Origin of the sequence: Micromonospora palomenae (assembly GCF_007829925.1) — a bacterium.
Classification (GTDB): Bacteria; Actinomycetota; Actinomycetes; order Mycobacteriales; family Micromonosporaceae; genus Micromonospora; species Micromonospora purpureochromogenes.
Map to the genome: position 1 here is coordinate 187,344 of NZ_VIXA01000003.1, position 26,527 is coordinate 213,870.

Here is a 26,527-nt window from a genome sequence, read left to right on the forward strand (position 1 = left end):
GACCGGAGGTCAGACCCGGCTGGTGCCGAGGTCCACGATGGCCGCGTCGAGCCGGCGCGCGTACGCCGGGGTGATGCCGCCCTCGTCGACGCGGTGGGTGACCTTCTCGCGCAGCAGCGCCACCGGCTCGGCCAGGTCGGACCGCCCGTCGGCGGCCGACCGGGTCAGGTTGGCCAGCACGTTGCGCAGGTCGGTGCCGACGTCGGCGCGGACGTCGCCGCTGCGCACCCCGTCGTCGATCAGCCGGCGCAGCCGCTCGGCGGCCTCGGTGAGCCCACCGGCGCCCTGCCCGCCGTCCGGGGTGGATCGCGGTCGGGAGGGCGGCGCGCTGGTCGCCGCCGCGGTCGACTCCCGGGGAGGGGAGGTGGACGGCTCGGCGGGCGGGATCGTCGGCTGCACCGCCGGGGCGCCGGTCCGCCGGGCGTCCGGCGGCGGCGTCGACTCCGGCACCAGGGTCGGGGCGAGCAGCGCGGCGGCCGTGGTCACCACCACCAGCGCGGCCACCACCAGCAGCGGCCGACGTCGCCGCGACGGCGCTCCGGCCTGTGCGGGTCGCCCGGCCGGCTCCGCCTGCCCGGCTTCCTGCCCGCCTGCCTGGGCGGGCAGCGCGGGCAGGGTCACGGTCGGCGCGAGCATCGTGGCCGCCTGCGGGTCGCCGGGCAGCAACTGGTCGCGCAGCGCCGCGGCCACCTGGTGTGCGGTGGGCCGGTCGCGCGGGTCGCGGGCCAGGCAGCGCAGGCAGGTACGGGCGACAGCCGCCGGCAGCCCCGGCACGCCGTCCAGGGTGGGCGGTTCGTCGGCGGCCAGCGCCTCGCCGAGCTGCTCCCAGGTGTCCGCCGGGTACGGCACCTGGCCGGTCAGCGTCTCGTAGAGCAGCACGCCGAGGGAGTAGACGTCGGTGGCCGGCTGGGCCGGCGCCCCGTCCAGCCGCTCCGGCGCGACGTACGCGGGGGTGCCGAAGGTGCCGCCGTCCTCGTCCTCGTCCGGGGCGCCGACGTGGGTGGCGATGCCGAAGTCCAGCACCTTCGCGCCGACCCGGGTCATCATCACGTTGGACGGGGTGATGTCCCGGTGCACGATGCCGAGCCGGTGCGCGGCCGCGAGGGCCTCGGCCACCTGGGCGCCCACCTCGACCGCCTCGGCCCAGGGCAGCGGCCCCTCGGTGAGCCGGTGCTCCAGCTCCTCCCCGGTGAGCAGCTCCATCACCACGAACGAGGTGATCGAGCCGTCCGGGGCCAGCGTCTCGCCGTAGTCGTGCACCGAGGTCACGTGCGGGTGGACCAGTTGGGCGGCGGAGCGGGCCTCCTCGCGGACCATGTCCCGGAAGCGGGCGTCCGCGGCCAGGGAGGGGGCGAGCACCTTGACCGCGACGATCCGGTCGAGCACCTCGTCGCGGGCCCGCCAGATCACCGACATGCCACCGGCCCCGATCTGGTCGACGAGCCGGTACCGGCGGGCCAGCAACCTGCCGGCGTGCAGCGCTGCCATCAGTGATCGCACCTGCCTGGGGGTGGGGGCGGTATCAGGTTGCGGGAATGTGTCCGCCGTGTCAACGGTCGTCCGGATTCGCGGTCACCCTCCGTCGTGGACGGCTCGCACGCCGCCACCTGAACCTGGCCGCACCCGGGTGACCAGCGGCTGGACCCGGTCGGGCGGCGGGCACGTGCCAGGATGAACGACATGGCTGGGGGTCCGGTGGCGTTCGTGCTCGGCGGCGGGGGAGTGCTCGGCGCGGTCGAGGTGGGCATGCTGCGCGCCTTGTTCCGCGCCCGGATCCGCCCGGACGTGGTGCTCGGGACGTCCATCGGGGCGGTCAACGGCGCACTGGTCGCCGCCGACCCGACCGAGGCGGTCACCGATCGGCTGGTCCGGCTCTGGGCCTCGCCGGAGGCGAGCGAGGTGTACGGCGACTCGGTGGCCCGCCAGCTGCGCCGGTTCGCCGCGCGTACCCACCTGCACTCGCCCCGGCCGCTGCGCAAGCTGCTGGAGTCCGAACTGGGCGCCGAGACCACCTTCGCCGACCTGAAGGTGCCGTTCCGCTGCTGCGCGGCGAACATCGAGCGGGCCGCCGAGCACTGGTTCGACAGCGGTCCGCTGGTGCCGGCCGTGCTCGCCTCGGCCTCCGTGCCGGGGCTGCTGCCACCGGCCCGGATCGACGACCAGCACTACGTCGACGGGGGGATCGTCAACTCCATTCCAATCGGCGAGGCGGTCGCGCTGGGCGCGCGGCAGATCTTCGTACTCCAGGTGGGACGGATCGAACGGGAGCTGACGCCGCCCCAGCGGCCCTGGGAGATCGCCCAGGTCGCGTTCGAGATCGCCCGGCGGCACCGGTTCGCCCGGGAGATGGCGGCGCTGCCCGACGGGGTGGAGGTGCACGTGCTGCCCACCGGTGGGCTGAATCCCCGCGACGACAGCCCGTGGGCCTACCGGGACATGGCGGCGGTGGGGCGGCGGATCAGCCGGGCCTACACCGCCTCCCGGCACTACCTGGCCACCCAACTGGACCGCTGATGCCGCTGCCACCCCGGTGGTTACGCCGGATGCTGCTGGCCCCCGGCGTGGTGCTGCTCGCGCTGGCGGTGGTCACCACGGTGCCGGTCTGGGCGCTGCTCGGCCTGGCACTGTCGCCCTTCGTGCCCGGCCGGCTGCGGCCGCTGCGCCTGCTCTGGATCGGCTCCGTCTACCTGGTCTGGGACGCGGCGGCGCTGGCCGCGCTCTTCCTGCTCTGGCTGGCGTCCGGGTTCGGGCTGCGCAAGCGCTCGCCGGCCTTCCAGCGCGCGCACTACGTGCTCGCCGGCCGCTTCCTGCGGGTGCTCTTCTGGCAGGCCCGCTGGACGCTGCGGCTGACCATCGACGTGGTCGGCACCGACCCGGACACGGCCCTGCCCGGCCGGCCGGAGCTGGTGCTCTGCCGGCACGCCGGGCCGGGTGACTCGTTCATCCTGATCCACGCGCTGGTCAACTGGTTCCATCGCGAGCCGCGGATCGTGCTCAAGGAGAGCCTCCAGTGGGACCCGGCGATCGACGTGCTGCTCAACCGGCTGCCCAACCGGTTCATCGCGCCCGGCCGGGACGGCCGTGACTCGGCGGTCCGGCAGATCGGCCAGCTCGCCACCGACCTCGACGACGACGACGCGTTCGTGATCTTCCCGGAGGGTGGCAACTTCACGCCCGGCCGCCGGCTGCGGGCCATCGCCCGGCTCCGCGCGCTCGGGCTGGAGCGGATGGCGTCGCGCGCCGAGCGGATGCGGCACGTGCTGGCGCCGCAGCCCGGCGGACTGCTCGCCGCGCTGGACGCCGCCCCGGACGCCGGGGTGATCTTCGTGGCGCACACCGGGCTGGACCGGATGGTCACCGTGGCCGACGTCTGGCGGGAGCTGCCGATGGACAAGCGGATCGTGATGCGCTTCTGGTCGGTGCCGCCGGAGGAGGTGCCGACCGACCGGCAGGAGCGCATCGACTGGCTCTTCGACTGGTGGGCCCGGATCGACACCTGGATCGCCGCCAACCGCGACGGCGTGTCCACCGGCTGACCGCGCGGGTCGGGCCCGCCGGTGGCGACGCCGCGTAGGGTGCGCTGATGGAACAGATCTGCGTGGTCACGACGGTGGTGGACGCGCGCCCGGTCGCGGACGCGCTCGCGGCCGAGGCGGTCGCCGGGCGGCTGGCGGCCTGCGCGCAGGTGGGCGGCCAGGTCGACAGCACCTACTGGTGGCGGTCCGCCGTGGAGACCGGCACCGAGTGGTCGGTGCAGTTCAAGACCGCCCCCGACCGGGTGGTCGCGCTGGTCGACCGGATCCGCGCCGCCCACCCGTACGAGGTGCCGGAGATCCTGGTGTCCCGGGTGGAGTGCGGGGAGCCGGCGTACGCCGCCTGGGTGCACGAGAACACCCGCACCTAGGTGTACCTGGCGGAGCAGGTGGCCGGATCGATCAGGAATCGAGAAGTGCGGTCATGGCGCCGCACCTAACGTGATCGCCATGGACATCACCATTCACACCAGCTTCCTGCCGCATGTCGACCCGGACGCCTCCCTGGCCTTCTACCGCGACGTCCTCGGCTTCGAGGTCCGCAGCGACGTCGGACAGGGCAAGATGCGGTGGATCACGGTCGGCCCCGTCGGCCAGCCCGACACGTCCATCCTCCTGGCGCCGCCCGCCGCCGACCCCGGGGTCACCGAGGACGAGCGCCGCACCATCGCCGAGATGATGGCCAAGGGCACCTACGGCTGGATCCTGCTGGCCACCCGGGACCTCGACGGCACCTTCGAGAAGGTGCAGGCCGGGGACGCCGAGGTCGTCCAGGAGCCGATCGAGCAGCCGTACGGCATCCGCGACTGCGCCTTCCGCGATCCCGCCGGCAACCTGGTCCGCATCCAGGAGCTGCGCTGAGCCCTCCGGTCGTCGAGCACCCGGTCGCCTGCTCGGCAGGCGCCCGGGTGCTCTCGGGTATCGATGAAAGGAGTTCCCTCATGTGTCACCCCTCGTGGGGGCGCGCACTCGCCGAGGCGCAGCGCCTGAGTGACCTCGCGCGGTGGCGCCGGGTCCGCGACCGGATCGACCGGGAGTACGCACAGCCGCTGGACGTCGAGGCGCTCGCCCGCGGCGCGAACATGTCGGCCGGGCACCTCAGCCACCAGTTCCGGCGGGCCTACGGCGAGTCGCCGTACGCCTATCTGATGACGCGGCGCATCGAGCGTGCCATGGCGCTGCTGCGCCGTGGCGACCTCAGCGTCACCGAGGTGTGCTTCGCGGTCGGCTGCCCGTCGCTCGGCACCTTCAGCACCCGCTTCACCGAGCTGGTCGGCATGCCGCCCAGCGCCTACCGACACCGGGCGACGGGCGCTGCGGCGGGGATGCCGCCGTGTGTGGCGAAGCAGGTGACCAGACCGGTCAGGAATCGAGAAGCGCCGGTCGCCGAGCCGCACCTAGCGTGATGACCATGGCAAACATCGAATCCGTCACCCTCGAAGTGGCCGACCCCACGGCCGCCAGCCGCTTCTACACCGCCGCCTTCGGGTTGGACACGCAGATCCGCCTGCGGGCCTCGGAGGCGCCGACGACCGGCTTCCGCGGGTTCCTGCTGGCCCTCACGGTGTCCCAGCCGGCCACCGTCGACGGCTTCATCGGCGCTGCCCTGGACGCCGGCGCCACGTCGCTGAAGCCTGCCGCAAAGTCGCTCTGGGGCTACGGCGGTGTCGTACAGGCCCCGGACGGGACGATCTGGAAGGTCGCGACCTCGGCGAAGAAGGACACCGGCCCGGCCACCCGGCAGATCGACGAGATCGTGCTCCTGCTCGGGGTCGCGGACGTGGCCGCGAGCAAGCGGTTCTACGTCGAGCGCGGCCTTGCCGTGGCGAAGAGCTTCAGCCGGATGTACGTCGAGTTCGCTGCCGGGTCGAGTCCCGTCAAGCTGGCGCTGTACCGGCGCCGTGCCCTGGCCAAGGACGTCGGCGTCGCTCCCGACGGCACCGGGTCGCACCGGCTCATGATCGGCGGCGCTGCCGGGCCGTGCACCGACCCGGACGGGTTCGCCTGGGAGGCCACCTCGCTGGCACCCACGCCCTGACGGCTGCGTGCCCTAACCGGCGGCCGATCACGAGGCGGCCGCCGGTGAACCGACCGATGACCGACGGAGCCCCTCCACTAGAGGAAAGGGCTCGCACCGAAGTGACTGGGAGGAAGCATGACCGGCGCGCCGCCGCGTGGGCTCGAGGAGAGGCTGCGGGACACCCGCGCGAAACTGGAGAGCGAGGTCGATCTCTGGGTCGCGACGTCGGGTTCCCCGGGCGGCGTCCACCTCATTCCGCTCTCGTACCTCTGGGACGGGACCGCGTTCGTCATCTCGACGCCGCGCGCCTCGGTCACCGGCCGCAACCTGCTGGCGGACGGCCGGGTGCGGCTCAGCCTCGGGCCGACGCGCGACGTCGTCGTCGTCGACGGCACCGCCGAGCCGGTGGCCATCGCCGACCTCGGCCCGGAGCTGGGCGACGCGTTCGCGACCAGGACCGGTTTCGACCCGCGCGAACTCGACGAGCCCTACCAGTACTTCCTGATCCGGCCGCGGCGCATCCAGGCCTGGCGGGAGGCGAACGAGCTGCAGGGACGAAACCTCATGCGCGACGGCCGCTGGCTCGGCTGACCGCCGCACGGGAACACCACCGCCGCGGGCGGCAGGTTGACCAACCTAGGTACGCGCACTCTGGGCGCGCCCCCGCCCGGCCGCGAGGATGGCCGGGTGGAGAACACCGGCTACCCCTGCCCCGGCTGCGGCGCGCCCGCCGATCTCGTCCGCGGCTGCTCCGGCTGCGGCCGTCCGCCGTACCCGCCCGCCGCCGAGGTGATCCGGCTGGACGCGGAGATCCGTGCGCTCGGTCCGGAGGTGGAGCGGGCCCGCGAGGCGTACCAGGGGCTCGCCGGTCGGCTGCTCGCGGCGCAGCGCCGGCGGGCGGAGCTGGCGGCCCGGGTCCGCGCGGAGGTCGCCCGGCCGGTGCCGGCCGGTCCGTTGCCGCCGGTACCGCCGGTCCCGGTCCGACCCGCCCCGGTCCCGCCGTCGCCGGGACGGCCGGAGACCTCCACCCGGACCGTGCAGGGGCTGCTGTTCGTCCTCGGCGGGCTGCTGCTCGGCACCGCGGCGGTGGTCTTCACCGCCGTGGCCTGGGCCGCCGTCGGGGTCGCCGGGCGGGCCGCGATCCTGGCCGCGTTCACCGTGCTGGCCCTGGCCGCGCCGCTGGTCGCGGTGCGGCGCGGGCTGCGGGGCACCGCGGAGACCTTCGCCGCGGTGGGGCTGCTGCTGGTGGTCCTCGACGGGTACGCCGCCTGGGCGGTGGACCTGTTCGGCGTCGCCGACTGGCCGGGCACCCGGTACGCCGCGCTGGTCGGGGGGGCCGGCGCGGCCATCGCCGCCGGGTACGCCCGGCTCAGCCGGTTGACCGTGCCCTGGTTCGCGGCGCTCCTCGTCGCGCAGCCGGTGCTGCCGTTGGCGGCGGTGGCGGCCCGCCCCGATGCCGCCGGGTGGACGCTGGTCCTGCTCGGGGTGGCGTTGCTCGACCTCGTGGTGGTGGTCGCGCTGGGTCGCCGCTCCGCGGCGCCGGTCGGGCGTTCCGAGCCCGGTCCGGCCCCGTCCCCCGCCGCGGCTCCGGTTCCGCCCGGTGCGGCCACCGCTGCGGCGGCGGACCAGGGCACGGCCACGGGCCAGCCGGCGTCCGCCGGGGCCGCTGAGGGGCCGGCGGTGGTCGGCGGGGGGACGCCGGCCACTGGGCCGGGGGCGCGGATCGGGGGGCCGGCGGCCGGTGGGGGACCGGCCGCCGGGCCGCGCGTCCCGGCCGTCGTGCGGGCCGGACAGGTGCTCGCCTGGCTCGGCTTCGGTACCGCGACGGCGCTCGCCGCCGGCTGCGCGCTGGTGCCGCTGGCCTGGGGCCGGGCCGCCGGCCGGCCGCTGCTGGCCGGGGCGCCGCTGCTGCTGGTGGGGCTGGTCCTGCTCGGCGCGGCGTGGGCCGCCGGTGGTCGGGTGTTCCGTCAGGTCGCGGCGGCGCTGCTGGTGCCGCTGCTGGCCGCCGCGCTGCTCCGCCCGGTGGCCGAGCTGCGCCCCGGGGTGCTGCTGGTGGCGGCCGCCCTGGTGACCGCCGTCCTGGCCGGGGCGGCCCGGGTGGTCCCGGCGCGGCTGCGCTCCGGCCCCCGGGTCGGCGCCCTGCTCGTCGCCGGCGCGCTGGCCCAGGTGGGTGTCCTGGCCACCCTGCTGGTCGCCGGTGGCGCGGTGGTCCGGTCGCTGCCCGGGTGGCGGGGCGCGGCGGCCGGCCCGGCGGTCGGCTGGGGCTGGCAGCTTCCGGTCGCCGTCGCGCTGGCCGCCGCCGCGATCGGCCTGCTGCTGCCCCGGGTCGCCCGTCCGGTGACCGCGCTGGTCGGTGTCGCGCTGACCGGGTCCGCCCTGCCGGCGGCGGCCGCCACGCCGTGGCCGGCGGCGCTCGCCATCGATCTCGTCGTCGGGGTGGCGCTCGTGCTGGCCGTCGCCCGTCCGGCTCGCCGCACCCCGACCGTGGTGGTCGGGGCGCTGGCCGGCGCCGCGCTGGTCGGGCACGGTCTGCTGGTGGCCCTGGCCGCACCGGGCGGCATGCTGGTGACGCTCGGGGTGCTGTTGCCCGCCGGGCTGGCGGTGGCGGCCCTCGCCCGCCGGGGGACCCGGGCGCAGCGCGCCGTCGCCGGGGGCGGGCTGGCCGTGGCGCTGCTCGCCGTGCCGGCGGGGACGGTCGTCGCGCTCCTCGCGGCCGGTTCGGCCCCCTGGTGGCAGCTGCGGGCCGGCTTCGCCGCCGCCTTGGTCCCGCTGGTCGCGCTCGGCGCGGTCCGCCGCCACTGGCCCGACCTCGACGGGTACGCCTCGGCGGCCTCCGCCGTGGCGCTCGGCGTGCTCGGGCTGGCGCCGGTGGTCGTACCGGCCGCCGAGCCGGTCCCGCTCTACGCCGCGCTCGCCGCGCTGCTGCTGGTGGTGGTCGACCGGGACACCCCGGCGTCGGCCGTCGGCCGGGTGGTGGCCGCCGCGCTGGCGGTGGTCGCGGTGCTCGCCGCCGCCCCGGTGGCCGTGACGGCGCTGCTGTCCCCGTACGACGGGCCGGTCGAGCCCTGGTCGGGCGTACCCGCGACCGGGCCGCTGCCCGGCGGGTGGGCCGGTGGCGCGGCCCTGCTGGTGCTGGCGGTCGCCGCCGGGCTGGTCGGCCGGCGGACCGGGGGCGGCGCGGGCGTCCCGGCCCTGCTGGCACTGCCCTTCGCCGCCGCCGCGCTGCCGGTGCTGCTGGCGGCGGCCGGCGCGCCCTGGCCGGTGGTGCCGGCGGTGGCGCTGCTCACCGGGCTGGCCGCCCTGCTCGCCGCCGCGCTGCGGCGGCCGGGCCCCTTGCTGGGCGCGGTCGCGGTGCCGGTGGGGGCGCTCTGGACCCTGGCCGGGCTGACCGGGCTGCTCGCCACCCGGGCCGGCACCCTCGCCGGCCTGGCGCTGCTGGTCGTGGCGGCGGCGGTGGCCGGCGTCGCCGGGCGGCGGGCCGAGGTGCGGCTGGCCGGCTGCCTGGTGGCGGTCGCCGCAGCGACCGGCTTCGCGGTGACCGCGTCGCTGGCCGCAGGGTTGCCGCTGCGGACCGCCGGTTTCGCGGTGCTCGCGGTGGCGGTGGCGGTGCTGTACGCCGCGCCGCCGCTGGCCCGGCGCACGCCGGTGACCGGACGGGCGGCGGAGGGCGCGGCCCAGGCCGTGGCGCTGGTGGCGCTGCTGCTCACCGCGTCCGCCCCGCGCCACGCGGCGGCGGTCTGCGTGCTGTGGGGTGCGGCGGTGGCGCCGCGGGTGCTGCGGCGGGGCGAGTCCGCCGACCGGCGGTGGGCCTTCGCGGGCATCGCCGGGGGCAGCGAACTGTTCGGCGCCTGGCTGCTGCTCGCCGCCGGCAAGGTGGTGCTGCTGGAGGCGTACACCCTGCCGGCGGCGGGACTGGCGCTGGTCGCCGGGGTGGTCGCGCTGCGTACCCGGCCGGGGTTGACCAGCTGGCTGGCGCTCGGTCCCGGGCTGGCCGCCGGGCTGCTGCCCGGCCTGGTGTCGGTGCTGGTCGCCCCCGAGCCCCAGCCCTGGCGACGGCTGCTGCTCGGGGTCGCCGCGCTGGCCGTGGTGCTCGCCGGGGCCACCCGGCGCTGGCAGGCGCCGGTGGTGCTCGGGGGGACCACGCTGGCCCTGCTGGCCCTGCACGAGCTGGTCCGCGGCTGGGACCTGCTGCCCCGGTGGATCTTCCTGGCCGTCGGCGGGTTCGCGTTGATCGCCCTCGCCGCCACGTACGAGCGGCGGCGGCGTGACCTGACCCGGCTGCGCGCGGCCGTCGGCCGGATGGGCTGAGGTAGGGGCAACACCACCACGGATCGGGGTGTTGCCATGATTACCAAGCGCAACCGCCGCCGCGACAATTGAGGATGGGCCCGCCAACGGGTGCGGCCCCGACCGAGGACTGGGAGTGGAGATGGCGCCTTCAGCGGTGGCGGACCAACCGGTACGACGCGGCAGTGACTATGCGGTGTTGTCCCGACGGATCAGCGAGGCGGGCCTGCTCGAGCGCCGCCCCGGCCGGTACGCGGTGCGCATCGCGCTGACGGCGACCTTCTTCCTGGCGGGGTGGGCCGCGGTGGTGGCGGTCGGCGACTCGTGGTTGCAACTGCTGATGGCGGTGGGCATGGCGGTGGCCACCACCCAGGTCGCCTTCCTCGGCCACGACGCCGGGCACCGGCAGATGTTCCGCCGCCGGGGCCCGAGCGAGCTGGCCGGTCTGCTCGCCGGCAACCTGGCGGTCGGGCTCAGCTACGGCTGGTGGGTTGACAAGCACAACCGGCACCACGCCAACCCCAACCACACCGACGAGGACCCGGACGTCGGCGGCGGCGCGCTGGTCTGGACCTACGAGCAGGCGGCGGCGACGCCGCCCTACCTGCGCTGGCTGGCGCGGCGGCAGGCCTGGCTGTTCTTCCCGATGCTGCTGCTGGAGGGCTTCCACCTGCACGTGGCCAGCGTCCGGGCGCTGGTCGGTCGATCGGGTGGCGGCTGGTCCACGCCGATGCGGCACCGGGGCGTGGAGGGGCTGCTGCTCGTCGCGCACGCCGTCGGCTACCTGGGGCTGATCTTCGCGGTGATGTCGCCGGCGAAGGCGCTCGCCTTCATCGCCATCCACCAGGGGCTCTGGGGTCTCTACATGGGCTGCGCGTTCGCCCCGAACCACAAGGGCATGCCGATGCCGACGGCGGACGACGACCTGGACTACCTGCGCAAGCAGGTGCTCACCTCGCGCAACGTGCGGGGCGGCCGGTTCGTCGACGTCGCGCTGGGCGGGCTCAACTACCAGATCGAGCACCACCTGTTCCCGAACATGCCCCGGGGCAACCTGCGCCGGGCACAGCCGATCGTGGCGGCGTACTGCGCCGAGCGCGAGGTGCCGTACGTCGAGACCGGGCTGGTCGAGTCGTACCGGCAGGCGCTGGCGCACCTGCACGAGGTGGGCCGGCCGCTGCGCGGCTGACCCTGGTACGCACGACGGGGCGGCACCGGTCACGGTGCCGCCCCGTCGCGTCGGGGTACGGGGGCGGTCAGCCGCCGAACGCCTTGATCAGCTCTGCCGGGGCCTCCTGGGTCTGGCTGGCCGGCGGCTTCTGCGGGGCGACGGCCGCGCCGAAGTCCGTGTAGGTGGTCTTGAGCTTGCCCGCCGCCGGGGACAGCACGGTGGTGTCGACGACCAGCTCGATCAGCCGGCCCTGGTCGTCGGTCTTCGCGGTGAAGGGCACCGCCTTGGCCTTGGCGCCGAGCGCCTTGATGCCCTTGTCGTCCGGCTTGGCCTTGGTGTAGTCGAGGGTGCCGGCGAAGGCGTGCTCACCGGTCTTCTCGACCTCGGTGACCCCCTTGATCATCTGCTTGGCGCCGCCCGGGTCGCCGTCCGGCATCAGGTTCATCTGACCGCTGGCGCCGAGCTTGGTGGCGTCCATGTGCAGCCACTTCTTCGGGGCGCCCGCCATGCCGCTGATCTTCATCCAGGCGTCGTCGCCGAGGGTGATCATCCGGACCTTGCCCTGGCTGCCCATGTCGAGGGTCATGTCGATCGCCTTGGTCCGCGGGTCCAGCAGGCCACCGCCGTTGACCACCGACGAGGTGATGGTGACCCGGACGCTGTCCTCGCTGAGCTTGAGCGCGGCGGCGGTCAGCTCGTCGAGGGGAGCGACCGACGCGCTGCTGCTCGGGGCGACGCTCGCGGCGCTTCCGCCGGCGGCTGGAGCGTCCGCTCCGTCCTGGTTGCCGCAGCCGGTCAGCAGACCCAGCGCGGCGACGAGCGCGACCCCCGTGGTCGCCAGCCGTCGAGTGTTCATTGTGGATTTCTCCTCGTGAAGGGTGGGCCGGTGCGGCGTGTGCTGCCCGCCACCGGCCGGGCCGTCGGTCAGCGTAGCGGGCGAATGCGACAGTCCGGTGTCGATGTCCGTCCGTCGTCGCCGTCGGTGCCCGACCCGGCACACCCGGTCAACGGGCGTCGACCCGCCTCCGGCGCGTCGGGCCCGCCCAGGCCGGTGCCGGTAGGGTCGGGCCATGACAGACCTGCTCACCGCCGAGGCGGTGCGAGAGAAGCTGGGCGGGCTGGCGGACTGGTCGGGCGACCCGACTCAGATCAGCCGCACCGTCGAGCTGGGCAGCTTCCCGGCCGCCATCGCCGTGGTCGACCGGGTGGCGGAGGTGGCCGAGCGACTCGACCACCATCCCGACATCGACATCCGGTGGCGGACCGTGACCTTCCGCTGCGTCACCCACTCCGCCGGTGGGGTCACCCACCGGGACGTGGAGCTGGCGCGCCAGATCGACGACATCGTCCGGAGCGCCCGATGAGATTCGAGATCAGCAAGGTGCTGGACGCCATCGAGGGGCGCGTCTGCACCGACCCGTCACTGGCCCGGGCCGTCCTCGACCTGGCCGAGGTGATCCGCTACCAGGACCTCGACGGTGGCCGGCCGGCCAGCCTGTTGCGGCTCGGCATGGTGATCGACGCCCTCTCCCGCGAGCTGGAGGAGGACAGCGTCCCGGTCTACGCCGTGGTGCACCGGGCGTTGCTCTCCGACGCCGACCTCACCTCCAACGAACGGATGGTGGTCCGGCGCTGGGCCGACGACGGCCTGGTCGAGGTGCTGGACAACCCGGGCGACCGGATGCTGGAGGTGGCCGACCTGCTCGGCCTGCCGGTGCTCACCCGGGTCCGCTTCGACGGCCTGCGCGGCCGGTTCCCGTGGCTGGTGGAGCAGCCGGGCCGGGTGCTCGCGCCGGTGCCCGGCGCCGGCGGCCCGGTCTTCGTCGCCCACGTCGGCGGCGGCTCGACCCCGGTCGAGGGGGACCGTTCGCCGGTCGGGGCGAAGCTGTTGGCCCGGCAGTGGCGCTGCCCGGAGCCGGGGTGCGCCCTGTTCGGCGGCGGCGGGGGCGGTGGCGCCTTCGCCGACCTGGCCCGGGTCGAGCGCGCGCCGGCCGGCCAGCCGCCACCCGCGCTGCGCAACGGGGTGCCGACCTGCCCCCGGCATGGCGCCCGGCTCGGTGACGGCGGGCCGCGCCCCCGCACCGAGGTGCTGGCGGTCCGGATCGGTGGCCTGGTCCGGCGGCGGTTCGTGCTCACCGAGGAGCAGCCGGTGTTCGTCGGGCGGGCGCCCGATGCCAGCGGCGGGATCGTGCTCGGCCAGTGGCTCAACGACGAGGCCCGGCGCTGGATCAGCCGCAGCCACCTGAAGCTGGAGCTGCGGGTCGGCGAGGTGATCGTGACCGACGTGAGCACCAACGGCTCCGGCATCCGCCCGCACGGGTCGATGACCGAGGCGGAACGGATCCCGCTCGCGCCGAACCAGTCCCGGGTGCTCGGCGGCGCCGACATGGTCGAGCTCTACCCGGGCGTCCAGGTCGGCCGCGCCGGCGAGCTGCCCACCGGCGCCCCGTTCACCCCCACCTCGGTGATGGCCGAGGCGCCCACCATGGCCATGCGCCTGCCCCGCAACTGACCCACCGACGACGAGCGGGCGTCGGGACCGTGGTCCCGACGCCCGCTTCGCGTGTACGAGGTCAGCCGGCCAGCACGGCGGCGAGCTGGGCCACCGCGTGGTCGATCTCCTCCTCGGTGATCACCAGCGGCGGGGCCAGCCGGATAGTGGAGCCGTGGGTGTCCTTGGCCAGGACGCCGCGCTCCATCAGCCGCTCGCAGGCCTGGCGGCCGCTCATCAGCGCCGGGTCGATGTCCACCCCGGCCCAGAGGCCGCGGACCCGGACGGCGACCAGACCCTTGCCGAGCAGCCCCTCCAGGCCGGCGCGCAGCCGCGCGCCCAGCTCGGCGGAGCGGCGCTGGAACTCGCCGGTGGCCAGCAGCCGGACCACCTCGGTGGCGACCGCGCAGGCCAGCGGGTTGCCGCCGAAGGTCGAACCGTGCTGGCCCGGCTTCAGCACCCCCAGCACGTCGGCGTTCGCGGCGACCGCGGAGACCGGCACGATGCCGCCGCCGAGCGCCTTGCCCAGCAGGTACATGTCCGGCACCACGCCCTCGTGGTCGCAGGCGAAGGTGTGCCCGGTCCGGCCGAGGCCGGACTGGATCTCGTCGGCGATGAAGAGCACGTTGCGCTCGGTGCAGACCCGGCGGACGCCCGGCAGGTAGCCCTCCGGCGGCACCACGACGCCCTGCTCGCCCTGGATCGGCTCCAGCAGCACGGCGACGGTGTTCTCGTCGATCGCGGCGGCCAGCGCGTCCAGGTCGCCGTAGGGGACGACCGTGAAGCCCGGGGTGTACGGCCCGAAGTCGGCGCGGGCGTCCTCGTCGGTGGAGAAGCTGACGATGGTGGTCGTCCGGCCGTGGAAGTTGCCCTCGGCGACCACGATGTTGGCCTGGCCGGGGGTGACGCCCTTGACCTGGTAGCCCCACTTGCGGGCGACCTTGACGCCGGTCTCGACCGCCTCGGCGCCGGTGTTCATCGGCAGGACCAGGTCCTTGCCGCACAGCTCGGCCAGCTCCTTGCAGAAGTCGGCGAACTGGTCGTGGATGAACGCGCGGCTGGTGAGGGTCAGCTTGTCGAGCTGCTCGTGGGCGGCGCGGATCAGCGTCGGGTGCCGGTGGCCGAAGTTCAGCGCCGAGTAGCCGGCGAGGCAGTCCAGGTAGCGACGGCCGTCCACGTCGGTGAGCCAGGCACCCTCGGCGGAGGAGATCACCACCGGCAGCGGGTGGTAGTTGTGCGCGGTGTGCTTCTCCGCGTCCCGTACCGCGGCCGGAGTCCGCAGCATGTCCTCGATCACTTGGTCGCCTTTCCCTGACGGAGTCGCAACGTGCAGCACTTCGGTCCGCCGCCGGCCTTGCGCAGCTCGGACAGGTCGATCCCGATGGTCTCGTAACCCCGGTCGCGCAGCTTCGCGGCCAGGTCGGTGGCCTGCGCCGGCAGCACCACGTGCCGGCCGTCGCTGACCGCGTTCAGCCCCAGCACCTCGGCGTCGGCCATGGTGGCGTGCACCGCGTCCGGGAAGAGCCGGCGCAGCACCGCCTGGCTGCCGGGGGAGAACGCCTCCGGAAGGTACGCCACGGTCCGCTCGTCGAGCACGGTCAGGGCGGTGTCCAGGTGGTAGAAGCGCGGGTCGACCAGCTGCATCGTGATCACCGGGTAGCCGAAGACCTCCTGCAGCTGGGCGTGCGAGGCGTGCGCGGTGCGGAAGCCGGTGCCGGCCAGCAGGTAGTCGCCGACCAGCAGGACGTCGCCCTCGCCCTCGTTGACGTGCTTCGGGTCGTACATCTCGAAGCCGGCGGCCTCGAACCAGGCGCGGTAGGCGGGGGCCTCGTCGGCGCGCTGCGGGTCGCGGAACTGCACGGCCATGGCCTTGTCGTCGATCACCGTGCCGCCGTTGGCGGCGAAGACCATGTCCGGCAGGCCGGCGACCGGGTCGATCAGCTCGACGGAGTGGCCCAGGTCGAGGTAGGTCTGGCGCAGCTGCTCCCACTGCCGGATGGCCAGGTCGGCGTCGACCGGCGCGGTCGGGTCCATCCACGGGTTGATGGCGTAGTCGACGGCGAAGTACGTCGGCCGGCACATCAGGAAGCGCTGGCTGATGGCGTCCATCGTCATGTCCTGCTCCTGGGGGTCGGGCGCGCCCGGCCACCTCGGCCGACGGGCTGGCGCCGTCCGTCAACGGTATGCGGCACCGGCCGACGACATCCACCGCCGAGGCTTGCGTACGCCGACGAAACGTTGCGTCTGGCGTCGTCCGGGCGGTGATCTGTTGCGTTCCCGCCTTGCCGCCCTACGACGAAGGGCCGCCACCCCCGGAACGGGAGGTGACGGCCCCTGGACGCGCTTCGGGGGCGGCGAACCGCCGCCCCCGAAAGGATGCGTGCCCGGCTGGTGAACCACCAGACTGATCGGGCGTCGCCGGCGCACCACCGGCGAGCGGAAAGGTGCCCGTCAGAACCGGTCGACAAACTGTGAGTCGAGCCACTCCCGGAACCGGGACACCCACTCACCGTCGGCGGTCGGCCAGTCGAACTGGCCGGTCATCGCGACCACCCCGACCACCACCGCGGCCAGGCCCACCAGGATGCCGATCAGCGCGTCGGTCTTGCCGGCGACGTGCCGCCGCCGGGTCGCCATCAAGCCGAGGACGGAGAGCACCGCGCCGGCCGCGCCGACCGCGATGCCGTACCCGGCCAGCGTGCCGGTGAGCACGAACAGGGCACCGACCACGGAGACGATCAGGCCGAGGGTGGCCAGCAGGCTGGCCCGCGGCTTCGGGCCGGCGACCACCGGGGTCTCCCGGCGGGCCTCGTCCCGGTCGGGGACACCGTCCCGGTCCCGGTCCAGGTCGACCGTCCGCTCGGCGGTGGGGTCGGCGAGGGGCGTGGCCGGCCGGGTGTCCCGGTCCGCGCCGGTGAGCCGGTCCGACGTCGTACGCCCGGGCTCGTCGTCGACCGGGGCGACCCGGCCGGAGGGGCCGCGGGTCGACTCGGAGCGGGCGGTGGCCGCCCGGGCCAGCGCGGCGCGCTCCGCGGCCCGGCGCTCCGCGTCGGCGTCACGCTCGCCGTCGGTGGCCAGCGCGTTGCTGCGGTACGTCGTCTGCTCGGCGTCCCGGTCGGTGACCACCGCCGCGTCGGCCGGGTGGTCGACCGGGTCGACGGTGGCGCTCCGGTCGCGTCCGTCGACGCGCCCGTCGCCGTTACGGTCGGTCGTGGGCGCCGGCTCGGTCCGGCGCGACAGCGAAGGAATCTTCATCACGAACACCTCCTGATCGATGCGTGGAGGCCTCGGTGAACGCCGGTGGGCAGCCACGCGTATCACCGCTGTGGTACCCAGCGGCCCGATCCGCCACACCCGGGCTACCGTTGCCGTCGTGCCAGAGGGACACACCATCCACCGCCTGGCGGCCCGGCACGCCGAGCTGTTCGCCGGTGACAAGGTGACCGCCGCCAGCCCGCAGGGCCGCTTCGCCGAGGGCGCCGCCCGGCTCTCCGGCACCGTCCTCGACGGCACCGAGGCGTACGGCAAGCACCTGCTGCACCACTACGCCGGCGAGCTGACCCTGCACGTGCACCTCGGCCTGTACGGCAAGTTCAGCGACGGCCCGGGGGAGCCGCCGCCCCCGGTCGGGCAGGTCCGGTTGCGGCTCGCCAGCGACCGGCACTGGCTCGACCTGCGCGGCCCCACCGCCTGCGAGGTGCTCACGCCGCCCGAGGTCGCCGCGCTGCGCGACCGGCTCGGTCCGGACCCGCTGCGCGCCGACGCCGACCCGGGCCGGGCCTGGGCGCGGGTCCGGCGCAGCCTCACCCCGCTCGCCGCGCTGCTGCTGGACCAGTCCGTGGTGGCCGGCACCGGGCTGATCTTCGTCACCGAGGCGCTGTTCCGGGCGGGGCTGCCGCCGACGCTGCCCGGCCGGGAGCTGACCCCGGCCGGCTGGGACGCGCTCTGGGCCGACCTGGTCGAGCTGATGACGCTGGCCGTCGACCGCGGCCGGATCGACACCGTCCGCGACGCGCACCTGCCGGAGGCGATGGGCCGCCCGGCCCGGGTCGACCGGCACGGCGGCGAGGTGTACGTCTACCGCCGCCCCGGCGACCCCTGCCACGTCTGCGCGACGCCGGTGCGCCGGGGCGTGCTCGCCGGCCGCAACCTCTACTGGTGCGCCACCTGCCAGGCCGGCTGACCGCGACTCAGTCGCCGTCGACGAGCCAGCGGACCGACTCGACCTGGTTCGGGAAGACGACCTCCCCGTCGGTGCTCCAGGCCAGCGTCTGCGCGATCGCCCAGCCCCGGACCCGGTCCCGGTCCAGCCCCAGCGCGCCGGTCAGCCGGTCGAGCCGCCGCCGCAGCGCCGTCGGCGAGTGACCCAGCTCGGGGCCGCGCACGATCGGCACCGCCCCGAACTCCCGCTCGCCGACCAGCGGCTTCGGGTCGATCACCAGCCACGGCTCGCGGGTCGCGCGCAGCACGTTGCCGGCGTGCAGGTCCTGGTTGACCAGCACCTGTTCGCCCTGGTCGTCGACGAGGTCGGCGAGCCGGCCGAGCGCGGCGTCGAGCAGCCTCCGCTCGTACGGCCGGCCGGCCCGCTCCCAGTTCACCGGCAGCCGCGCCCGCCAGCCGGCGGCCTCCTCGGCGAGCGTGGTGAACGGCCCGCCGGCCGGTTGCCACAGCCGGGGCAGCAGTCCGGCGACGACGTCCAGCGCCTCGTCGGGCGGCAGCTCGTGCACCGGCGAGCCGGGCAGGCACCGCTCGACCAGCAGCGCCCGCCGCCGCGGGTCGTGCGCGAGCAGGCGTACCGCCCCGTCGCCGGCCCAGTGCGCGAGCGCGTCGGCCTCGCGGCGGCTGTCCTCGTCCGGGTACTGGAGCTTGAGCACCGCCGGGGTGCCGTCGGGCAGCGTGGCGGGCAGCGCCAGGGAGGCGAACGCGTACGGAAAGGGCGCCCCGAGCCGCAGGCACCAGCGCTCGGCGCACTCGTCCCGCCACCGGGGCAGGGTCGCCAGCCAGTCCCGCCCGACCGGCGTGCGGCGCACCCAGGACAGCCGCTCCGGAATCTCCACCCGGCCATCCTCTTCGGATCGTGGCGAGTTGTCGTCGTCCCTGCGACGACAACTCTTCACGATTTCGGCTGCCAACCCGCCGCCGTCAGCGCGGCACGGAGTTGGGTGGCCACCTCCGCCGGACGGCGACGAAGATCGAAGGCGGTGAACCGGAGGATCCGATCGCCCTCGATCCAGATCCGGTTCTGCCGCCGAAGGTCGGCGGCCCAGTGCCGGACCTCCATGTGGTGCGCGCCGTCGACCTCGACGTGCAGCCTCCACCGCCGCCAGTACGCGTCCAGGTAGCGCACCCGCCCGTCCGAGTCCCGTCGTCGTTCCTGCAGCTCCGGCGGGGGCAGACCGTGCCGCCGGCAGAGCCGGACCAGGTCGATCTCGGACAGCGCTTCGGCGCCGCCGGCCAGGTCCGCGATGGTGTGCCGGAGCAACGCCGCCCGCCTCGGCCGGCGGTAGCGTTGCAGGGTCGCGCCCAGCTCGGCCGGGGTGACGCGCCGCTGCTGGCAGCCGGCAGCGAGCACTGCCTGCGCCTCGTCCTCGGTGCGTACCCACTGCGCGGCGTCCAGCAGGGACCGCGCCATGGTCGTGCGGTCGGGTCGTCCCCGCTGGCGGTCGGCGTCGGGCAGGTGCCGGGTCCGCCGGACACATACCGCCGGCATGCCGAGCGGCAGACGACGCAGCAGGTCGGGAGCCTGACGCTGGAAGGGCACGAGCACGTCCACCGCCTCGTAGCGCCAGCGGCCGCGCAGGCCGCCGGCCTGAGCGGCGGCCAGCCCGGCCAGCACCGCGCCCTCGCCGGCCGCCAGTACGGCGATCCAGCGCTGCTGATCCACCGTGACCGCACCACCGCCGGTGCGGAGGATGCCCCGGCAGATCCGCTCCCACCGGCCCGTGGCCACCAGATGGCGTACCTTGCCCGGCGTCAGCTCGCGGGTGGCCTGCGCCCAGCTCAGCACTCCCGCCTGCTCGAACAGCAACCAGTCAAACGCCCCCGCGTCATCCCTCGGAACCCGCACCGACCCAGCAGACCGGGTTGTGTGCGGAGTTGTTGTCGCTGGGACGACAACAACTCCGCACACAACCCGACCGGTTACTTGGCCAGCGCGTCGACGGCCTTGCGGGCGGCGATCAGCACCGGGTCCCACACCGGGGCGTACGGCGGGGCGTAGCCGAGATCCAGCGCGGTCATGTCGTCCACGGTCATGCCGTTCCAGAGCGCCACGGCCAGCGCGTCGATCCGCTTGGCCGCCTCGGAGCGGCCGACGATCTGGGCGCCGAGCAGCCGCCCGGTGGGACGCTCGGCGATCAGCTTGACGGTCATCGGGCGGGCCCCCGGGTAGTAGCCGGCCCGGCTGGTCGACTCGGACCGCACCGTGACGAACTCGAAGCCGGCCGACGCGGCTTCCCGCTCCCGCAGCCCGGTACGCCCCACCTCCAGGTCGCAGACCTTGGTCACGGCGGTGCCGATGACGCCGGGGAAGGTGGCGTACCCGCCGCCGATGTTGATCCCGACCACCCGGCCCTGCTTGTTGGCGTGCGTGCCGAGCGGGACGTGCACGGCCATCCCGCTGACCCGGTGCAGCGTCTCCACGCAGTCGCCGGCCGCCCAGACGTCGGGCATCCCCGGCACCCGCATCCGCCGGTCGACGCGGACCCCGCCGGTGGTGCCGACCGGCAGGCCGGCGGCCGCGGCGAGCGCGGTGTTGGGGCGTACCCCGAGGCCGAGGACCACGACGTCGGTCGGCAGCGAACCAGCGTCGGTGACCACCGCGACGACCCGGCCGTCGCGCTCCTCGAGCCCGGTCACCCGGACGCCGGTGCGGATCTCGATGCCGAGGCCGCGCATCGCCGTGGCGACCAGGGCGGCCATGTCCGGGTCGACGGTGGACATCGGCTGCTCGCCCTGCTCCACCAGGGTGACCGAGAGCCCCCGCTGGACCAGCGCCTCGGCCATCTCCACCCCGATGTAGCCGCCGCCGACCACCACTGCCCGGCGTGGCTTCGGCTCGGCGTCCAGCCACTCGCGCACCGCCGCTCCGTCGTCGAGGGTCTGCACCCCGAAGACGCCGCCCACCTCGTCGCGGGCCCAGTCGGGCTTCGTCGGCACCGCGCCGGTGGCGTACACCAGGGTGTCGAACCGCTCGCGGACCTCGCCGCCGCGGTCCAGGTCGCGGGCGACGACCTCGCGGCGGTCCAGGTCGATGCCGGTGACCTCGGTGCGGGTCCGCACGTCGATCTGGTGCTCCTCGCGGAACGTCGCCGGGGAGCGGACGATCAGGTCGTCGCGTTCCTCGACGGTCCCGCTGATCCAGTACGGGATGCCGCACGCCGAGTACGACGTGAAGTGCCCCCGCTCGAACGCGAGGATCTCCAGGTCGTCACGGCCGCGACGGCGGCGGGCCTGGGACGCCGCCGCCATGCCCGCGGCGTCCCCGCCGATGACGATCAGCCGTTGTGCCACGGTGACCAGTCTTCCACGCAGGGCTCAGCCGCGGGTCTGTCGCGCCACGTCCGCCACCACGTCCTCCAGTCGGCCGGTCCGCTCGAAGACGGCCCGCTGCCGGGCGGCGCCGCTGCCGTGCCGGCGCAGCCCGCCGAGCAGGTCGGTCACCTCGGCGAGGTCGCCGTGGCTCTCCAGCGCCGGGCGCACCCGCTTGACCAGGGCGTCCAGCAGCTCCCAGGCCGGCCGCAGCTCGCCGTTGGTGAGGTCGACGCCCTCGCCCTCCAGCCCGTCGTGCGCGGCCCGCCAGTGCGCGGCGACCAGCAGGTGGTGGTCGGTGTTGACGGCGGGGCGGCCCTCGGCGATGTCCGTCATCGCGGTCGCCACCATCGCCCGGACCATGGCCGCGACCAGCACCGCGTCGTCCACCGACGGGCAGACGTCACCGATACGGATCTCCACCGTCGGGTACTTCGCGGACAGCCGGGCGTACCAGTAGAGCATCCCCTCGTCGAGCATCACGCCGCTGGCGATGAGCTGCCGGATCAGCCGCTGGTAGTGCTGGTGCGACGCCAGGAACGGGGTGGGGGCGACCGACGGCCAGTGCTCCCACTCGACCGAGCGCCAGCTCGCGTAGCCGGTGTCCTCGCCCCGGGCGAACGGGGAGTTGGTGGTCACCGCGTGCAGCACGGGCAGCCAGGGGCGGACGTGGTTGAGCACCTGGACGCCGGTCTCCGGGTCGGGGACGCCGACGTGCACGTGCATGCCGTTGTTGCCGGGGCCCGGCACCAGCAGCCGGAACCGCTCGATCATCTGGTCGAAGCGGGGCTTGTCGACCACCGGCGGGACCGGGCCGTCGACCGGGCCGGTGCCGATGGCGAGCAGCCGTACGCCGGCCCGCTCGGCGGCGTCGGCGAGCGCGGCCCGCAGCACGCCGAGGGAGTGGCGGATCGAGCTGAGTTCCAGCCCGGGCGGGCTGCCGATCTCGATCTGGCTGGTCTGGAACTCCCGCTCCACCTGGCCGCGCAGCTCCGCCGGTACCTGCTCCATCACCAGGTCGACGGCGGGCACCGCGGCGCCGGTGTGCGGGTCGACGAGCAGGAACTCCTCCTCGACGCCCACCGTGAGCAGGTCGGTGCCGTTCGGGGCCGCGTGGGTCGCCGGCGCCACCTGGCTGGTCATCGCCACCACCGTCCGTTCGCACCGGTCACGGTCCGTCCGCGCCGGTCGGGGTTCTGGTTACCCAGGGTGGCGGCGACGGAAAACGCCGGTCCGGCGCGTCGGGGCGGCGTGTCGCCGATCCCGTCGGTGGGGTGGACGGCGGACCCTAGGCTGATCCCGTGCCGGGTCTGCTGGTGGCGGTGACGGGTCTGTGGGCGTACGCGCTCACCGAGCTGACGCTGCTCGGGCAGCGTCCGGCGGAACTCCTCGCCGGCGCGGCGGTGGTGGCCGCGCTGCTGCTCGCGACGCTGCTGGCGGCGCGTCCGCGCCGGGTGGACCGCCCGGCCCGGGGTGGCCGGCGGGCGGTGGGCCTGCGGGAGCGGGCCCGGCGCCGGCGGGTGCCGCGCCAGGTCGATCCGGACGCGGCCGGCCGGCCCCGTCCCCGGGCCCCGGGGTGGCGTCCCTCGGCCGGGTGGCGTCCGGTCGCGGGCTGATCCCGCGCGTCGCCGCCCGGCCGATTCCGTCGTCATCCGTCCCACCGGCCCCGGCCGGGGGACATCCGGGATCGGACCGAGGGGTCACCTGATGCTCGCCTTCTCACCCGTGCACGACGCGGTGGCTGCCGCCGGCGCCGCCGTCACCTGGCTCTCCGACGCGCTCGCGCCGCTGTCCGGCGGGACGGCCACCGCCGCCGCCATCGTCCTGTTCACCATCGCCGTCCGGCTGCTGATCTCGCCGCTCACCCTGGCGCAGGTCCGTGGGGAGCGGCGCCGCGCGGCGCTCGCCCCCGAGGTCCGCCAGCTCCAGCAGCGGTACGCCGACGACCCCGCGCGGTTGCAGTCCGAGCTGTTCGGGCTCTACCGGCGGGCCGGCGCCAGCCCGGTCGCCGGCTGCCTGCCGGCGCTGCTCCAGGCGCCCTTCTTCCTGGTCATGTACCGGCTCTTCGCCACCGGTGAGGGCGGCGGCGGGCTGCTCGACGAGCGGCTGGGCGGGGTGCCGCTGGGCTGGCACCTGGGCGACGGGCTCTCCGGCCCGGTGGTGCTGGTCTTCGGCCTGCTGCTGGTGGCGCTGACCGGCCTGGCCTGGTTCTCCTCCCGACGGGCGAAGCGCGCCGCGGCGTCGACCGGCACGGTGGCCGGTACGCCGATCGAGGGACCGGGCGCGGCCACGCTGGGCCGGCTGATCCCGCTGCTGCCGTACGTGACCGTGCTGGTGGCGCTGGTGGTGCCGCTGGCGGCGGTCATCTATCTGGTGACCACCACGGCGTGGACGGCGCTGGAGCAGGTGACGCTGCGCCGCCCGCAGCCGGAACCCATCGACAAGCGTTGACATCTGCCGGGCCGGCGGCGTACAAATCGCTGTCAGAGAGCGCTCTCTCGACCCGTCCCCCGCAGAGAGGCACCCCCGATGAACCCTGCCCCGGCGGCCTCCGCCGCCCCCCGCCCACCCCGGTCGCGCCGACGGCTCCCGCTGGCCGTCGCGCTGGCCGTCACCACCACCGCCCTGGCCGGCGTGACCATGACCGCGCAGGCCGCCGTCCCGCCGCCCCCGTCCGGCTGGAGCCTGATGTGGAGCGACGACTTCACCGGTTCCGCCGGCAGCCTGCCGTCCTCGGCCAACTGGATCATCGACACCGGCACCAGCTACCCGGGTGGCCCGGCCAACTGGGGCACCGGCGAGATCCAGACGTACACCGCCAGCACCACCAACCTCGCCCACGACGGCGCCGGGAACCTGCGGATCACGCCGGTCCGCGACGGCGCCGGCCGGTGGACCTCGGCCCGGATCGAGACCGTCCGCACCGACTTCAAGCCGCCCGCCGGGGGTGTGCTCGCCATCGAGGGGCGGATCCAGATGCCCAACGTCACCGGCGCGCAGGCCGCCGGCTACTGGCCGGCGTTCTGGGCGCTCGGCTCGCCGTACCGGGGCAACTACCAGAACTGGCCCGGCATCGGCGAGTTCGACGTGATGGAGAACGTCAACGGCCTGAACCAGGTCTGGGGAGTGCTGCACTGCGGGTACGCCCCGGGCGGCCCGTGCAACGAGTTCAACGGCCTCGGCAACTCCCGGGCCTGCCCCGGCAGCACCTGCCAGTCCGCCTTCCACACCTACCGCTTCGAGTGGGACGCCTCGGTCGCCCCGCAGCAACTGCGCTGGTACGTCGACGGGCAGCTGTTCCACACCGTCGGCCAGAACCAGGTCGGCGAGCCGTACTGGAGTCAGATGACCAGCCACGCCGGCTATTTCCTGCTGCTCAACGTCGCGATGGGTGGCTCGTTCCCGAACGGGGTGGCCGGCTACGCCACGCCGACCGCCTCGACCGTCTCCGGCCGGTCGATGCTGGTCGACTACGTGGCGGTCTACCGGCGGGGTACGTCCACGCCGCCGCCGACCACCCCGCCGCCGTCCGGCGGCATCGACGCGTACGGGACGATCCAGGCCGAGGCGTTCACCGCGCAGAACGGGGTGATCGTCGAGGCGTGCGCCGAGGGCGGGCAGAACATCGGCGCCGTGCGCAGCGGTGACTGGGTCCGCTACGACAACGTCGACTTCGGCGCGACCCCGCCCCGCGACTTCGTGGCCCGGGTGGCCTCCGGGGCGGCCGGCGGGGTGAGCGGTTTGGTCGAGGTGCGCCTGGACAGCCCGACCAGCGCGCCGATCGGCAGCTTCGCCATCGCCAACACCGGCGGCTGGCAGAGCTGGCGCTCGGTGCCCGGCAACGTCGCCGCGGCGACCGGGCGGCACACCGTCTACCTGACCTTCAGCAGCGGCCAGAGCGCCGACTTCGTCAACGTCAACTGGTTCACCTTCCGGCGCTGAGCGCGCCCGGGGCCCGCGTCGAGGCGACGCGGGCCCCGATCGATGGGTCGACCACTCTGGACAGAATCAGTTAACAGTCTTAATAATAAGCGCGCACGTCGACATCCATGGATCGATCGCAGTCCGGAGGGTCGCATGACGCGTTCCAGAACCCTGCTCCTCTCCCTGGTCGCCGCGCTGGTCGCGACCCTCGGCGCGGCCTGGGTCGCGCTGCCCGCGTACGCGGCCGGGGCGACCGCCAGCTTCGTCAAGACCTCCGACTGGGGCAGCGGCTGGGAGGGGAAGTACACGATCACCAACGGCGGCGGCAGCACCGTCTCGGGCTGGACCGTCTCCTTCGACCTGCCCGCCGGGACCACCGTCGGCAGCTACTGGGACGCGCTGCTCACCAGCTCCGGCCAGCGGTACACCTTCACCAACCGGTCCTGGAACGGCACCGTCGCCCCGGGCGCCTCGGTGTCGTTCGGCTTCCTCGGGGCCGGGTCCGGCTCGCCGACCAACTGCCTGCTGAACGGGGCGCCCTGCGGTGGCGGCAGCACCCCGCCGAGCCCGACGCCGACCACTCCGACGCCGTCACCCACCACTCCGGCGCCGACCACCCCGCCGCCCACCACCACCCCGCCGCCGCCCACCGGCGGGCTGCCGAAGCACCTGCTCACCGGCTACTGGCACAACTTCGACAACCCCGCGGTCGAGCTGCGACTGCGCGACGTGCCCGCCGAGTACGACATCGTCGCCGTCGCCTTCGGCGAGGCCACCGCCACGCCCGGCGCGGTCGCGTTCGCCGTCGACCCCGGCCTGTCGGCCGCGCTGGGCGGCTACACCGACGCGCAGTTCACCGCCGACGTGCAGACCCTGCGCTCGCGCGGCCAGAAGGTGATCCTCTCCGTCGGCGGCGAGACCGGCCGGGTCGCGGTCAACGACGCCACCTCGGCCACCGCCTTCGCCGACACCGTCCACGCGCTGATCCAGCGGTACGGCTTCGACGGGGTCGACATCGACCTGGAGAACGGGCTCAACCCCACGTACATGGCCCAGGCGCTGCGCGCCCTGCGGGCGAAGGTCGGCACCGGCCTGATCATCACGATGGCACCGCAGACCATCGACATGCAGTCGCCCACCACCGGCTACTTCAAGCTGGCGCTGGACATCCGGGACATCCTCACCGTGGTCAACACCCAGTTCTACAACTCCGGGGCGATGCTCGGCTGCGACCAGAACGCCGCGTACTCGCAGGGCACGGTGAACTTCATCGTCGCCCTGGCCTGCATCCAGCTGGAGGCGGGGCTGCGCCCCGACCAGGTCGGCCTGGGCCTGCCCGCCGGGCCGGGCGCCGCCGGCGGCGGCATCGTCGCGCCGAGCGTGGTCAACGCGGCCCTGGACTGCCTGGCCCGCGGCACCAACTGCGGCAGCTTCCGGCCGCCGCGCACCTACCCGGGCATCCGGGGCGCGATGACCTGGTCGGTGAACTGGGACGTCAGCAACGGCAACAGTTTCGCCCGCACCGTCAAGCCGCACCTGGCCACCCTGCCCTGACGGGCGTGGCCGGTCCG

General features: G+C 74.9%; 25 protein-coding genes. 16 read left to right on the forward strand and 9 right to left on the reverse strand.

Features of this window, described 5'->3' with window-relative positions; translation table 11 throughout:
- Positions 1–9 precede the first annotated feature (9 nt).
- Positions 10–1,488: a serine/threonine-protein kinase gene (locus FHX75_RS21800; protein ID WP_154942208.1), complete on the reverse strand. Its 1,479-nt coding sequence runs from the start codon at positions 1,486–1,488 to the stop codon at positions 10–12.
- A 192-nt stretch (positions 1,489–1,680) separates the two neighbouring features.
- Between FHX75_RS21800 and FHX75_RS21805 the strand changes: the two genes are divergently transcribed.
- The 9 genes from FHX75_RS21805 to FHX75_RS21845 all read left to right on the forward strand — a co-directional run bounded on the left by FHX75_RS21805 (position 1,681) and on the right by FHX75_RS21845 (position 11,029).
- Complete coding sequence (locus FHX75_RS21805; RefSeq protein ID WP_154942209.1) at positions 1,681–2,514, forward strand: patatin-like phospholipase family protein; 834 nt, start codon at positions 1,681–1,683, stop codon at positions 2,512–2,514.
- Positions 2,514–3,536: a 1-acyl-sn-glycerol-3-phosphate acyltransferase gene (locus FHX75_RS21810; RefSeq protein WP_154942210.1), complete on the forward strand. Its 1,023-nt coding sequence runs from the start codon at positions 2,514–2,516 to the stop codon at positions 3,534–3,536. Before FHX75_RS21805 ends, FHX75_RS21810 begins: the two co-directional genes overlap by 1 nt.
- Positions 3,537–3,583: 47 nt before the next feature.
- Entirely contained in the window at positions 3,584–3,904 is a 321-nt protein-coding gene (cutA, locus tag FHX75_RS21815; RefSeq protein ID WP_154942211.1) for a divalent-cation tolerance protein CutA, read from the forward strand.
- A gap of 79 nt (positions 3,905–3,983) precedes the next feature.
- Complete coding sequence (locus FHX75_RS21820) at positions 3,984–4,394, forward strand: VOC family protein (RefSeq protein ID WP_154942212.1); 411 nt, start codon at positions 3,984–3,986, stop codon at positions 4,392–4,394.
- Between the two features lie 80 nt (positions 4,395–4,474).
- Positions 4,475–4,939, forward strand: coding sequence for a helix-turn-helix transcriptional regulator (locus FHX75_RS21825; RefSeq protein ID WP_154942213.1), 465 nt, complete (start codon positions 4,475–4,477; stop codon positions 4,937–4,939).
- 5 nt (positions 4,940–4,944) lie between these two features.
- On the forward strand, positions 4,945–5,571 hold the full coding sequence (locus FHX75_RS21830; protein ID WP_154942214.1) for a VOC family protein: 627 nt from the start codon (positions 4,945–4,947) through the stop codon (positions 5,569–5,571).
- 117 nt (positions 5,572–5,688) lie between these two features.
- The gene (locus FHX75_RS21835; RefSeq protein WP_154942215.1) at positions 5,689–6,144 is read left to right on the forward strand and encodes a pyridoxamine 5'-phosphate oxidase family protein; all 456 of its coding nucleotides are present in this window, start codon (positions 5,689–5,691) and stop codon (positions 6,142–6,144) included.
- A 96-nt stretch (positions 6,145–6,240) separates the two neighbouring features.
- Positions 6,241–9,861: an SCO7613 C-terminal domain-containing membrane protein gene (locus FHX75_RS21840; protein ID WP_154942216.1), complete on the forward strand. Its 3,621-nt coding sequence runs from the start codon at positions 6,241–6,243 to the stop codon at positions 9,859–9,861.
- A gap of 121 nt (positions 9,862–9,982) precedes the next feature.
- Positions 9,983–11,029, forward strand: a complete 1,047-nt coding sequence (locus FHX75_RS21845) for a fatty acid desaturase family protein (protein ID WP_154942217.1) — start codon at positions 9,983–9,985, stop codon at positions 11,027–11,029.
- Positions 11,030–11,096: 67 nt separating this feature from the next.
- Here FHX75_RS21845 and FHX75_RS21850 read toward each other — a convergent pair whose 3' ends face one another.
- The gene (locus tag FHX75_RS21850) at positions 11,097–11,867 is read right to left on the reverse strand and encodes a hypothetical protein (protein ID WP_154942218.1); all 771 of its coding nucleotides are present in this window, start codon (positions 11,865–11,867) and stop codon (positions 11,097–11,099) included.
- A 214-nt stretch (positions 11,868–12,081) separates the two neighbouring features.
- Between FHX75_RS21850 and FHX75_RS21855 the strand changes: the two genes are divergently transcribed.
- Both FHX75_RS21855 and FHX75_RS21860 read left to right on the forward strand, forming a co-directional pair.
- Positions 12,082–12,375 carry a 4a-hydroxytetrahydrobiopterin dehydratase gene (locus FHX75_RS21855; RefSeq protein ID WP_154942219.1) on the forward strand — a complete coding sequence of 98 codons (294 nt, stop codon included), beginning with the start codon at positions 12,082–12,084 and terminating at the stop codon, positions 12,373–12,375.
- On the forward strand, positions 12,372–13,523 hold the full coding sequence (locus FHX75_RS21860; protein ID WP_154942220.1) for an FHA domain-containing protein: 1,152 nt from the start codon (positions 12,372–12,374) through the stop codon (positions 13,521–13,523). The genes FHX75_RS21855 and FHX75_RS21860 overlap by 4 nt, the downstream gene beginning before the upstream one ends.
- A 61-nt stretch (positions 13,524–13,584) precedes the next feature.
- Here the strand turns inward: FHX75_RS21860 and rocD are convergent, their stop codons facing one another.
- From rocD to FHX75_RS21875, 3 genes are all read right to left on the reverse strand, one after another.
- Positions 13,585–14,799, reverse strand: coding sequence for an ornithine--oxo-acid transaminase (rocD, locus tag FHX75_RS21865; protein WP_211364541.1), 1,215 nt, complete (start codon positions 14,797–14,799; stop codon positions 13,585–13,587).
- On the reverse strand, positions 14,796–15,611 hold the full coding sequence (gene ddaH, locus FHX75_RS21870) for a dimethylargininase (RefSeq protein ID WP_211364568.1): 816 nt from the start codon (positions 15,609–15,611) through the stop codon (positions 14,796–14,798). Before ddaH ends, rocD begins: the two co-directional genes overlap by 4 nt.
- A 342-nt stretch (positions 15,612–15,953) precedes the next feature.
- The gene (locus FHX75_RS21875; RefSeq protein WP_154942222.1) at positions 15,954–16,757 is read right to left on the reverse strand and encodes a thrombospondin; all 804 of its coding nucleotides are present in this window, start codon (positions 16,755–16,757) and stop codon (positions 15,954–15,956) included.
- Positions 16,758–16,875: 118 nt separating this feature from the next.
- On the opposite strand from FHX75_RS21875, the gene FHX75_RS21880 reads away from it, so the two are divergent.
- Positions 16,876–17,685: an Fpg/Nei family DNA glycosylase gene (locus FHX75_RS21880; RefSeq protein WP_154942223.1), complete on the forward strand. Its 810-nt coding sequence runs from the start codon at positions 16,876–16,878 to the stop codon at positions 17,683–17,685.
- Between the two features lie 7 nt (positions 17,686–17,692).
- Here FHX75_RS21880 and FHX75_RS21885 read toward each other — a convergent pair whose 3' ends face one another.
- The 4 genes from FHX75_RS21885 to FHX75_RS21900 form a co-directional block, all read right to left on the reverse strand.
- Complete coding sequence (locus tag FHX75_RS21885; RefSeq protein ID WP_154942224.1) at positions 17,693–18,559, reverse strand: aminoglycoside phosphotransferase family protein; 867 nt, start codon at positions 18,557–18,559, stop codon at positions 17,693–17,695.
- 56 nt (positions 18,560–18,615) lie between these two features.
- Complete coding sequence (locus tag FHX75_RS21890; protein WP_246158445.1) at positions 18,616–19,530, reverse strand: endonuclease domain-containing protein; 915 nt, start codon at positions 19,528–19,530, stop codon at positions 18,616–18,618.
- Between the two features lie 113 nt (positions 19,531–19,643).
- The gene (locus FHX75_RS21895) at positions 19,644–21,014 is read right to left on the reverse strand and encodes an FAD-dependent oxidoreductase (protein ID WP_154942226.1); all 1,371 of its coding nucleotides are present in this window, start codon (positions 21,012–21,014) and stop codon (positions 19,644–19,646) included.
- Positions 21,015–21,038: 24 nt separating this feature from the next.
- Positions 21,039–22,175: a carboxylate-amine ligase gene (locus FHX75_RS21900; protein WP_154942227.1), complete on the reverse strand. Its 1,137-nt coding sequence runs from the start codon at positions 22,173–22,175 to the stop codon at positions 21,039–21,041.
- 158 nt (positions 22,176–22,333) lie between these two features.
- Here FHX75_RS21900 and FHX75_RS21905 point away from each other — a divergent pair, with 158 nt between their 5' ends.
- The 4 genes from FHX75_RS21905 (at position 22,334) to FHX75_RS21920 (ending at position 26,510) form a co-directional block, all read left to right on the forward strand.
- On the forward strand, positions 22,334–22,648 hold the full coding sequence (locus FHX75_RS21905) for a DUF6412 domain-containing protein (protein ID WP_246158449.1): 315 nt from the start codon (positions 22,334–22,336) through the stop codon (positions 22,646–22,648).
- Between the two features lie 91 nt (positions 22,649–22,739).
- Positions 22,740–23,483 (forward strand): YidC/Oxa1 family membrane protein insertase, encoded by a 744-nt coding sequence (locus FHX75_RS21910; RefSeq protein WP_154942228.1) that lies wholly within the window; start codon positions 22,740–22,742, stop codon positions 23,481–23,483.
- A 78-nt stretch (positions 23,484–23,561) separates the two neighbouring features.
- On the forward strand, positions 23,562–24,974 hold the full coding sequence (locus tag FHX75_RS21915) for a carbohydrate-binding protein (protein WP_154942229.1): 1,413 nt from the start codon (positions 23,562–23,564) through the stop codon (positions 24,972–24,974).
- 135 nt (positions 24,975–25,109) lie between these two features.
- Complete coding sequence (locus FHX75_RS21920; protein WP_154942230.1) at positions 25,110–26,510, forward strand: chitinase; 1,401 nt, start codon at positions 25,110–25,112, stop codon at positions 26,508–26,510.
- Positions 26,511–26,527: the final 17 nt, after the last annotated feature.

What these genes read in the sequence shown, in the direction of transcription:
- FHX75_RS21860 (WP_154942220.1), top strand. Translation starts at nt 12,372, where the DNA reads ATGAGATTCGAGATCAGCAAGGTGCTGGACGCCATCGAGGGGCGCGTC.
- FHX75_RS21830 (WP_154942214.1), top strand. Translation starts at nt 4,945, where the DNA reads ATGGCAAACATCGAATCCGTCACCCTCGAAGTGGCCGACCCCACGGCC.
- FHX75_RS21835 (WP_154942215.1), top strand. Translation starts at nt 5,689, where the DNA reads ATGACCGGCGCGCCGCCGCGTGGGCTCGAGGAGAGGCTGCGGGACACC.
- cutA (WP_154942211.1), top strand. Translation starts at nt 3,584, where the DNA reads ATGGAACAGATCTGCGTGGTCACGACGGTGGTGGACGCGCGCCCGGTC.
- FHX75_RS21810 (WP_154942210.1), top strand. Translation starts at nt 2,514, where the DNA reads ATGCCGCTGCCACCCCGGTGGTTACGCCGGATGCTGCTGGCCCCCGGC.
- FHX75_RS21910 (WP_154942228.1), top strand. Translation starts at nt 22,740, where the DNA reads ATGCTCGCCTTCTCACCCGTGCACGACGCGGTGGCTGCCGCCGGCGCC.
- FHX75_RS21805 (WP_154942209.1), top strand. Translation starts at nt 1,681, where the DNA reads ATGGCTGGGGGTCCGGTGGCGTTCGTGCTCGGCGGCGGGGGAGTGCTC.
- FHX75_RS21800 (WP_154942208.1), bottom strand. Translation starts at nt 1,488, where the DNA reads ATGGCAGCGCTGCACGCCGGCAGGTTGCTGGCCCGCCGGTACCGGCTC.
- FHX75_RS21920 (WP_154942230.1), top strand. Translation starts at nt 25,110, where the DNA reads ATGACGCGTTCCAGAACCCTGCTCCTCTCCCTGGTCGCCGCGCTGGTC.
- FHX75_RS21820 (WP_154942212.1), top strand. Translation starts at nt 3,984, where the DNA reads ATGGACATCACCATTCACACCAGCTTCCTGCCGCATGTCGACCCGGAC.
- FHX75_RS21845 (WP_154942217.1), top strand. Translation starts at nt 9,983, where the DNA reads ATGGCGCCTTCAGCGGTGGCGGACCAACCGGTACGACGCGGCAGTGAC.
- FHX75_RS21900 (WP_154942227.1), bottom strand. Translation starts at nt 22,175, where the DNA reads ATGACCAGCCAGGTGGCGCCGGCGACCCACGCGGCCCCGAACGGCACC.
- FHX75_RS21825 (WP_154942213.1), top strand. Translation starts at nt 4,475, where the DNA reads ATGTGTCACCCCTCGTGGGGGCGCGCACTCGCCGAGGCGCAGCGCCTG.
- FHX75_RS21915 (WP_154942229.1), top strand. Translation starts at nt 23,562, where the DNA reads ATGAACCCTGCCCCGGCGGCCTCCGCCGCCCCCCGCCCACCCCGGTCG.
- FHX75_RS21855 (WP_154942219.1), top strand. Translation starts at nt 12,082, where the DNA reads ATGACAGACCTGCTCACCGCCGAGGCGGTGCGAGAGAAGCTGGGCGGG.
- FHX75_RS21850 (WP_154942218.1), bottom strand. Translation starts at nt 11,867, where the DNA reads ATGAACACTCGACGGCTGGCGACCACGGGGGTCGCGCTCGTCGCCGCG.
- ddaH (WP_211364568.1), bottom strand. Translation starts at nt 15,611, where the DNA reads ATGGACGCCATCAGCCAGCGCTTCCTGATGTGCCGGCCGACGTACTTC.
- FHX75_RS21875 (WP_154942222.1), bottom strand. Translation starts at nt 16,757, where the DNA reads ATGAAGATTCCTTCGCTGTCGCGCCGGACCGAGCCGGCGCCCACGACC.